Below are 8,976 nucleotides of genomic sequence, written 5' to 3' on the forward strand. Positions count from 1 at the left end.
ATAAGTCCACGTTTACCTTGCAATAAGTCCACGTTTACCTTGCAATAAGTCCACGTTTACCTTGCATTTGTACACAAATAATATTAACGTGGACTTATCAAAATAAAAAATGCTTCTTATGAAAGATTTAGTGGTAAAAGATAATGCTTTAATAAATGCGAGCTACAACTTAGAGTTAGTAGAGCAACGCCTAATTTTATTGGCTATTGTAGAAGCAAGAGAAAGTGGTAAAGGTATTAATGCTAATGATCCTTTAGAAGTCCATGCTGACAGTTATATAAACCAATTTAATGTTCATCGAAATACGGCTTATCAAGCCCTCAAAGATGCCTGCAAAGATCTATTTGCACGACAATTTAGCTATCAAGAAAAGAAAGCAAACGGTAATATCCGCAATGTTATGAGCCGTTGGGTTTCTCAAATTGCATACAATGATAATGAAGCTACTGTCGATTTAATTTTTGCCCCTGCTGTTGTTCCTTTTATAACTCGATTAGAAGAACAATTTACTAAATATGAGTTGCAACAAGTAAGTAGTCTAAGTAGTGCCTATGCTATAAGGCTTTATGAGCTATTAATTCAATGGAGAAGTACAGGTAAAACCCCAACTATTGAGCTTAAAGATTTCAGAAAAAAACTTGGTGTTTTAGATAATGAATATTCCAGAATGGCTCATTTAAAAGAACGAGTCTTGGAGTTATCTATTAAGCAAATTAATGAACATACAGACATTACTGTAAAGTATGAACAGCATAAAAAGGGACGCTCTATTACGGGTTTCTCTTTCACTTTTACACAGAAAAAAAGTGACTCTGCAAAAAATATCCAAACAAAAAGCCCTGCTGATTTATTCATAAAAATGACAGATTCCCAACGCCACCTATTTGCAAATAAACTTTCTAGACTTCCTGAGATGAATCAATATGCTCAAGGTACAGAAGGCTTTGAACAATTTGCTGTCCGTATTGCAAAAATGCTTCAAGATAAACAAAGATTTGAAGAACTTTTACCATACTTAAAAGAAGTAGGATTCAATTCAAAATAGGATAGATGTTCAAGTGAACATCCTTGAACACGTACTGAGGGATTATATTGAACACAACAAAATTTAGCGTAATGGACGCAAGCAAAGCCTTCAAAAAATCAAGAACAACGATATATGAAGCAATAAAAAATGGCGAATTATCAAGAGATAATGATGGGCTATTAGACTTGTCAGAATTGATACGAGTTTATGGAAACCCAAAAGGTGTTCAGTCTAGTACACGCACTGAACATGCACTAAAGGATACCTCTGTACATGTTCAGTCGGAAATTGAAAGTGTACTTAAAGATCAAATTTTGTTATTAAAAAATCAATTAGAGCTAGCAAATCAAAGAGAAACATCTCTAATGCAGCATATTGAAGATCTCACTCATAGAATTGAGTTTAAAGGTGTATTAGAACCATCTACTAATCAGAATCACACTACAACAGAAAATACTGTAATTAGACCTATAGATCAGGCTCAAGATGAGGGATTGACTACTAAATCAGAGAGAGAGGATCAAGGTATCCCTGTATCAAAACCTCTTAAAGAAGAACCTAAAAAACGAAGTTTATTGGGTCGATTAGCACGAGCTGTTTTTACTGATCATTAAGGCAAAAAAAAAGCCACAACGATTAGGGTATGTTGTGGCCGAAAAACTCTTAGCATCATGCTAAAGAGTTGGGGGTTGTTCGATAGTTTTATAATAGATGATGGGAATGAATAAACGATGAATATTAGGTATTTAAAACACCTATTTTTTACAATGATATTGTCACAAAATCTTGAAAATTATGTAGTTAGCCTCAATTAAAACTAAATAATCCCGTGGAACAACGATCAAAAATCAATCGTGGAACATGGCAAATCACTAAAAAAGCCCAACTCAGCTGAGTTGGGCTTTTCAATACGAAATAAACTATTGAATTAAAACAAATAATTTAGAGCATTTCGTATAAGGCGTATTATGTTAATTTTAGAAATTCTTTAAATAAAAAAATTATATGGACTTTATGAAAGAACACCTTCAATTAATAATTTTTCCTTTTTTGGTAAGCCAAAAACTATGGTGGATCATCATTATAGGATCAGGCCTATCCTTATTAATTAAGATTGGAATGGACTACCAATTAGCAAAATTTCACATCCAGGTAACTGGTACTGTTTTAGAAGGTCTAGAGCCATATAGATTAATGAAACGCACTAACTATTTGATAATTGGTATTTTATTTTGGACATTAATTAGTGCTATTAAGGAGTATATCCGTACTTATAAGAGATATTTCTAATTTATCTTAATGTAGTATCCGCTAGCATTATCACTAAAGATTTCATTACATAACTCAGCTGTGTTAAATATTTTTTTTACAATCTTATGATGTAATTCTTGCCACCCTCCATCAGTAATAATAAGAATATGATCTCCAGACTGCAGATCAAAATTAATTATTTCACATTCATCATTTTTCATATTTTTAAGTAGAACATTTTGATAAGGATGGGTAATACACAATTCTCCAATTAAATTAAGATTTGAACTTCTTCTGGAACACATTTTCCATGCTTGAGTATGATCTATAGTTTTCAGATTACCATTTAAATAGACTCGACAATCCCCACAAAAAGCGACATGGCACTTGTTCTTTTCTATCCACAAAAAACTGATAGATCCATTAAAAAGCTTATTAATTCTCCTAAAATTGGCAACAAATTCTGCATAATTCATAGAAGGGTTGACTAAAGCAAATAGCTCCTCAACAAAATTTTCTATCAGTTTTCTAACTAGGTCTTCTTCTTTATTAAAGCCATCTATAACTAAAAAAATAGAAAAATTTTCATGATGTATTTGTTTTATAACATCCAAATTTATAGATCTTTTCCCTTGAAGGTTGAATGCTTCTACCTGCATTCAAGCCTCCTCCCAAGGTAAGGATTCAAAATATTCCTGAACAACTAAATAGGCCTCTTCAAAAGATATCTCCTCAACATCTTCATAAATAAGCTCATCAAAACCTTCTTCGGATCTAGATCTAATTTCTGGATCTTGTAATGCTAATTTTTTTAAGTATTGATCAATACTTTTCCCAACAGACTTTTCAATTAAGAGGTTATATATCTGAAATTTTTCACCTTCACTGTGTGTCGAATATTTTGTAATCAAATGATGTAAATCATAGACATCCTGTCGACGACTTCGATTCCTTACAACTTGCTGTAAAATAGATCTAAATTTTTCAGCCATTAAAGCAGGAAAACTATAGACTTGGATCTTTTCTTGGTTCTCTAAAATTACTTCGCCTAATTCGCCTGTAATTTCATTAAAACTATAATCAATACTAATTGTATCAGTAGCATCTCCACGTTCGAGACGCTTCATAGCTCCAGCACTATCTTTTTTAGCATATCCAATAGTAATATTTAATGAGGGAAAGGTGGCAGCTTCAAAAGCTTTTGGCTGTTTCTTTATCCTCTGAACACGACAAGAAATGTTATATGAAATAAGTTCAACCTCAGCCCCTAATAACGCTTGATTTAATTCATCACGAAGACTGTCAGGATCAACTTCTTCAGGATTTTGTAATGCAGAAAAATCTAGGTCCGTAGTAAATCGAGTATTTGCATATTGAATGGCCATTAATACCCCACCTTTAAGGGCCATCATAGAAGATAAACGACTACTAGACCCAATGGCTAATAGCACGATATGCATAGCTTTTCTAATGTCTACATAATCTTCATCTGTATCATTAACCCATTGGGTTAAATTCAATTCCATATGACTCTACACTAGGATGATTTAAAGAAAGATTCCATTCTATGTTAATCATATTGGAAAAGTCTTCTCCAGTAAGGAAAACTCTGCTTCCCCCCCTTAAATCTTTATTTCTATTTTTCATTTTTAGAATTTCTAGATCTGACTGTTCTAGAATTTTTTCAAAAATAAAGCCTATTCTGGCTTGTGAAATCAGACTAGATTCTAAAGCTGCCTTATAAATTTTTTTCTTAAATATCAAGCCATATTCTTGGAATACATCAATTACATGCTCAATCCCTCCACATTCTTTGGGATTATTAATCATTTCTATGAACAAAGCTCCTATTTCCAATACTCGTACACCATTATCTAAAGTTAAATAAGGTAATGGGGTGCGAGTAGATGATACTAAAATTCTCTTTTTAAAATAAATTTCATCACTTTTAGGGTATCGAGGTAAATATTTTAAGATCATGTCCTTATCCTTAACTGATACATCCATTTTTTTTATATCTTCAGTTAATAAGGCTTTCCATTTAGGCCTAGAGGGAATCTCAATTTGTATTTTTTTAGGAATTCGATCCGTAATAGAGTAATGCCTCATTGCTGATAAATGAGTAAGGTATGCATATGGAAAAAGAGGAAAAATTAATTCTGTTGGGGAGAGTTTAGTGTTGATCTTAGCAAAATACCCATATCCTGTTGAATGTGGGCTATATGCTTTTACAAAAGGCTGTTGCTCAAGATAATCATTCGTGAATCTTTTAAAAGCAAGTTCCAAACTAGTATTTCCATGAACTTCAATTTTTTCATTTCCAATTTTTTTTGAAAAAAATAATTCTCTAAATTTTATAAATAAATCAAAGCGATTAATTGAACCATATTTATACTCATTCAAAAACCAAATTATCATCGCCTTATCTAGAGGTAGTTTTGACTCTTTTTTCACAAATGATACTCTCTAAAAGGATATAAGTCCTTAGGACTTATATCCTTTTAGAGATACAAAAGTCAAGTATTTTTTTTTAAAAAAAATAATAAGCATATGATTTATAACAAAATAAAAATAAAACTTGAAATTAAACACTATCACTTTATAATGTGTCCTAAGGACACATTATAAAGTGATTATATAACTATATTTTAACTAAATCACACTTAAAATTTGATTATTTTCAATACAATCAATGTCTTATGTTGTTTGCATAATATACAAAATGATAATTTTATTTAATATTCTAGTGAAATGCTGAAACACAATAACTAAATAAGCATAAGTTACTGATTTTAAAGGAATTTTACATTGTGCATGGAGCCTGTTACAATGCGATTAATCGCATTGTAACAGGCTCCATGCACAGCTTGGCGGATCACTTTTGCCTAAACAAAACCTAAAAATTATTTAACATAAAATCTCTTATACGAAAATCAAAAAGCCCTGATCTTAGATCAGGGCTTCGTATAGTCCATATTATGTATTAGCCCCAGTAAAAACGGACATTAAACTTTCTTAATCCAACCTGCTAAGTTTTCCCATTACTCCTCGCTGGATGAAAATAATATTACCTAACTGTTTTTTACTTTCTATTTTAAATTTAGCTACTTATTCAAAGATAAATACATGAGGATATCCAGAAAATTCTACTCCAAAGCTATCTTTTAAATTTGCAATACATTCATTCTTTTCATTTTTAACATAGTTATAGTTAACTTTTACCGCAAAGCCTATCTTTGCCCAAGTCTTTCCTGATATAGGAATACATTTTTCTTCAAGGGATTTATCTTGAGCTAAATAATCAATTTTATTATCCATATCATTCAAAATAAGAGTTAATATTTTATCGAAAGCAACTTCTGAAATTTGATTAAATTCTTCTTCATTAATGTCCTTTACTGTCTCAAAGTACTTACTACGATAGTGATACATTCTTACTTCATTTTTAATATTTACACCAATAGTAAAATCTAGATGAAAATCATCCGGAGATGCTGATATAAAAACAAAAGGAACTAATAAAAAATTAGCATTATTTTTATTTATTACTTCTATGCTTGAATTACTTGCACTTAGTTTTTGTTCTAATTGAGATTTTACTAATTTATCAAATTTTTGAGTTTTTAAGAAATCTAATTGATCACTAACTGCTTTTGATTTACTAGTTATATTGATTATATCAAATGCTAATGTTAGATCAGAAAGCATAAATCCCGTTGCTGATGCATCATTCCTTGATAAGCCTATTACTACTTGTGCATCTTTTAATGTTTTATCTCTAGGCGAACTATATTTTGCTTTATTAACATAATCACTTGAAACATATACAGTTTGTAATTCATTTTTTGAAGGATACTTATGAAAAAAAGTCTGACATCCCGTAAGAAAAATAAAAGATGATGCTAGAAATAATTTTAATAAATTCATGTAAATACTGCTATATCAAAAAGTCAAAATAAGTTTTAGGCATCACTAAACTAAAAACAAGTGTTTATTTTGCCTTACATAATCTATTTAAATTAAATCTAACCCATTAATACAATAATTAAAATTGGCTCGGACAAGCCCTCCCACTATTAAACAATTGAGTGATTAAAATATAAAAAATATAAAAAAAAGCTCTATTTTTTACCTACAAATTGCCTAAAAAAGTCTCGATCTGTCATTAGGATATTTTAGGTTAAAAACAGCAATTGGCTATTTTTTATTCTTTTTTAATGAAAATGGTACAACCATAAAAGGGAGGACTTGTTTTTAAAAAAGTTTTATTGGTTTTTTTGCTGCTTTTTAAGGAATTTATGGAGAAATTGGTTGACGCGTAAATTAAGAGTTCCGGAATGTGAGTACAAACTGTATATTTTTTAAGCTTTTATATTGTTGTTTTTTATGTATTTTTACCCTAATATTAAGCCTAGTCAATAGATCTCAAACAGAATATAGGTGTGTAGGCGGTACTTGGCGGTGCCTAGAAAATTTGAGATCTGATCCTTGTCGAAGGTTTTATGTGGAGCGTCAGCCAACGCTTACTAAAAACCGCAAAGCTGCATACGTCCGAAAGGTAGTTGGTGCGGCTATGAAGGGCACTAAGCGGTGGGATTCCGCTTCTTGACCCAATCAGATATGAGCTTCATAGATAAGCTTTTTTTTTGATTGAACAGCATATGATATTGCTGTTTGCGAGGATAAAGTTGGGCGACATAGAAACGGGCATCATGGTGACATGATTCACCCTGTTTGATGGAGAGTGTGAGTTACTTTAAGGATAGAAGTAACGTCAGACACACCTATTTCATGCTTCAATTTTTACATAGGGCATGATGTATGGCGCACAGGTGGGCTGCTGAGAGTATTGTGAAGTACTAGGGGGTATGAGGAGAAATCTGGACTACCTTGGTACTCGATGATGCACGTCTGTAATTTGTCGGAAGACATAAGACGAGTGTTATTGAGATCGCTGGATAGCTTAAGCCTGTAACGGTGACACGTAAAACATGATTGTCACTAAGAACTGAAGACTGCATTAGCGTAAAGTTAATGCGGTTTTTTTGTTTTTTAGGGACCCACGAAATCATGAAGATGTTGCTTTGCGTAGATCAAGTGCTTTACCCACAATGAAATCGAACGATGGCCAATAATACGGGTTTTCGGAACTCTTACCGTAAAAATGGGAAGAGCTGTTGTTTTATGGAGTGAATAAGCGTACTGATCGTTGATGAAATACATCAACACAGACCATCAAACTAATATGGGAATCTCTCAAGTCGATCATTATATGAGGTGGCTCCTCAATATAGACTTTCAAAATGAATACCCACTTCGAGTGGCGCATAAGTTTTGATTAATGAGAGAGGGAGAATTGTTGAGTAGACGTTATTTCCAAATTGTTTCAACAATACTGGATTTAAATTAATGGCTTCGAGCGAATAAAAACGTAAGCGGCCATGATACGAAAGACAATGCGGTATATTTAAAACCGACGACAAGGTGAAAGACGTGAGGCGTGAAAACCTCAAGTATTTATGAAACGATACAAACGTCATGACAAAGGCTGAACATCAAATACAGATCCATGAACAAGCTAGCAATTTGCTCATGGGTCTTTGATTAGTACGCAGTAAGAAGACAAACGGTAGTTCCGTAGAGGGTTTACCCATAAATAACTGAGTTACTGAAAGACATGAAAATGCTTTTTAGGCGCTCCTAGCTTTAATTTTTAGCGAAGATGGATTGAGAATCACAAGTTAAAAACTAGCAAAGTGGATTCTGGCGAAGAAGATCTGTTGATGAAGTTTCCCGTATGGGTGATTTATTCATTCATGGTCAGGTTGAGATTTTATGACTAGATTGAGCAGAAACGCTTTTGCCACGATGAATTTAACTTGCTTAAGACTAGCGGCTTTAAGGTATTAGGTAGTCGTAGTTGTCGAACTAAAATACAACCTGGAGTCTAGATTAAATTTAGCGAAGAAAGACAGTCGTGCTTAAACTGTTGAGCGATTTGATATTCACTCCCTTTGCGAAAGCAAAGAAAATGATGTGAGTTGATAACCACATGGTCGTCCCAGTTCGACTTGAAATGTGAACTGGCGTTAGGCGGTAACGAAAAACTCCAAGATTAAGCCCTGCTGGTATTACTGGCAGGGCTTTATTTTTATCAGAATACATGCTCATTTGCGCTATACACTCTTTTTTATCTAAAACTACCGATTCATTATTAAAAGAAGTAAACAGGGCTAAAAACGCAAAATATGACGTTTTACGAGCGTTTTTAGCGAGTGTCTACGAGCGATATACTGAAAAGTCGCGCCTAGACTCTTTGAAAAACAATTTTAAAACATGAAAATTTAAGAAATTAGATGATCAAATGAAGAAATATGTTTCTAGATCGAGCGAAGCTCGCATAAAAAAACTCATGAGCGAAGCGAATTCCGAGTTGCTTTTGTTTTTAAAGAATTCACATTGAGATTAACTAAAAAATTGCCCCTAGAACTGAGCGAAAGCGAAGTTCAATAGAGTTTGAGCGTAGCGAAAACCACGGGCAATTTTTCGAAGAAAAGGCTTTTAATTATTTTTAATGCTTTTAATGCTTTTAGAATAAATAAAAGCCTTTTGTAGCAAAGGTTTTAGAAGGTATAAGTCCACGTTTACCTTGCAATAAGTCCACGTTTACCTTGCAATAAGTCCACGTTTACCTTGCA

6 protein-coding genes are annotated in these 8,976 nt (G+C 32.7%); 2 read left to right on the forward strand and 4 right to left on the reverse strand.

Going from position 1 to position 8,976, the window contains the following annotated elements; all coding sequences use genetic code 11:
- Nucleotides 1-118 precede the first annotated feature (118 nt).
- Together repM and AC5YDH_RS14480 are read left to right on the forward strand one after the other, a co-directional pair.
- Nucleotides 119-1,045, forward strand: a complete 927-nt coding sequence (gene repM / locus AC5YDH_RS14475) for a replication initiation protein RepM (protein ID WP_496120501.1) — start codon at nt 119-121, stop codon at nt 1,043-1,045.
- A 47-nt stretch (nt 1,046-1,092) separates the two neighbouring features.
- Entirely contained in the window at nt 1,093-1,641 is a 549-nt protein-coding gene (locus tag AC5YDH_RS14480) for a plasmid replication DNA-binding protein (RefSeq protein WP_496120503.1), read from the forward strand.
- A gap of 672 nt (nt 1,642-2,313) precedes the next feature.
- Here the strand turns inward: AC5YDH_RS14480 and AC5YDH_RS14485 are convergent.
- The 4 genes from AC5YDH_RS14485 to AC5YDH_RS14500 form a co-directional block, all read right to left on the reverse strand.
- On the reverse strand, nt 2,314-2,937 hold the full coding sequence (locus tag AC5YDH_RS14485; protein ID WP_496120505.1) for a hypothetical protein: 624 nt from the start codon (nt 2,935-2,937) through the stop codon (nt 2,314-2,316).
- Complete coding sequence (locus AC5YDH_RS14490; RefSeq protein ID WP_496120507.1) at nt 2,938-3,804, reverse strand: nucleotidyl transferase AbiEii/AbiGii toxin family protein; 867 nt, start codon at nt 3,802-3,804, stop codon at nt 2,938-2,940.
- On the reverse strand, nt 3,776-4,732 hold the full coding sequence (locus AC5YDH_RS14495) for a hypothetical protein (protein ID WP_496120509.1): 957 nt from the start codon (nt 4,730-4,732) through the stop codon (nt 3,776-3,778). Before AC5YDH_RS14495 ends, AC5YDH_RS14490 begins: the two co-directional genes overlap by 29 nt.
- Before the next feature lie 654 nt (nt 4,733-5,386).
- Nucleotides 5,387-6,205: a hypothetical protein gene (locus tag AC5YDH_RS14500; RefSeq protein WP_496120511.1), complete on the reverse strand. Its 819-nt coding sequence runs from the start codon at nt 6,203-6,205 to the stop codon at nt 5,387-5,389.
- Nucleotides 6,206-8,976 lie beyond the last annotated feature (2,771 nt).

It is taken from the genome of Acinetobacter sp. FY683, assembly GCF_059515885.1.

Bases quoted from the DNA above. Each gene is read 5' to 3' on its own strand.
- AC5YDH_RS14490 (WP_496120507.1), bottom strand. From the start codon at position 3,804: ATGGAATTGAATTTAACCCAATGGGTTAATGATACAGATGAAGATTAT.
- repM (WP_496120501.1), top strand. From the start codon at position 119: ATGAAAGATTTAGTGGTAAAAGATAATGCTTTAATAAATGCGAGCTAC.
- AC5YDH_RS14500 (WP_496120511.1), bottom strand. From the start codon at position 6,205: ATGAATTTATTAAAATTATTTCTAGCATCATCTTTTATTTTTCTTACG.
- AC5YDH_RS14485 (WP_496120505.1), bottom strand. From the start codon at position 2,937: ATGCAGGTAGAAGCATTCAACCTTCAAGGGAAAAGATCTATAAATTTG.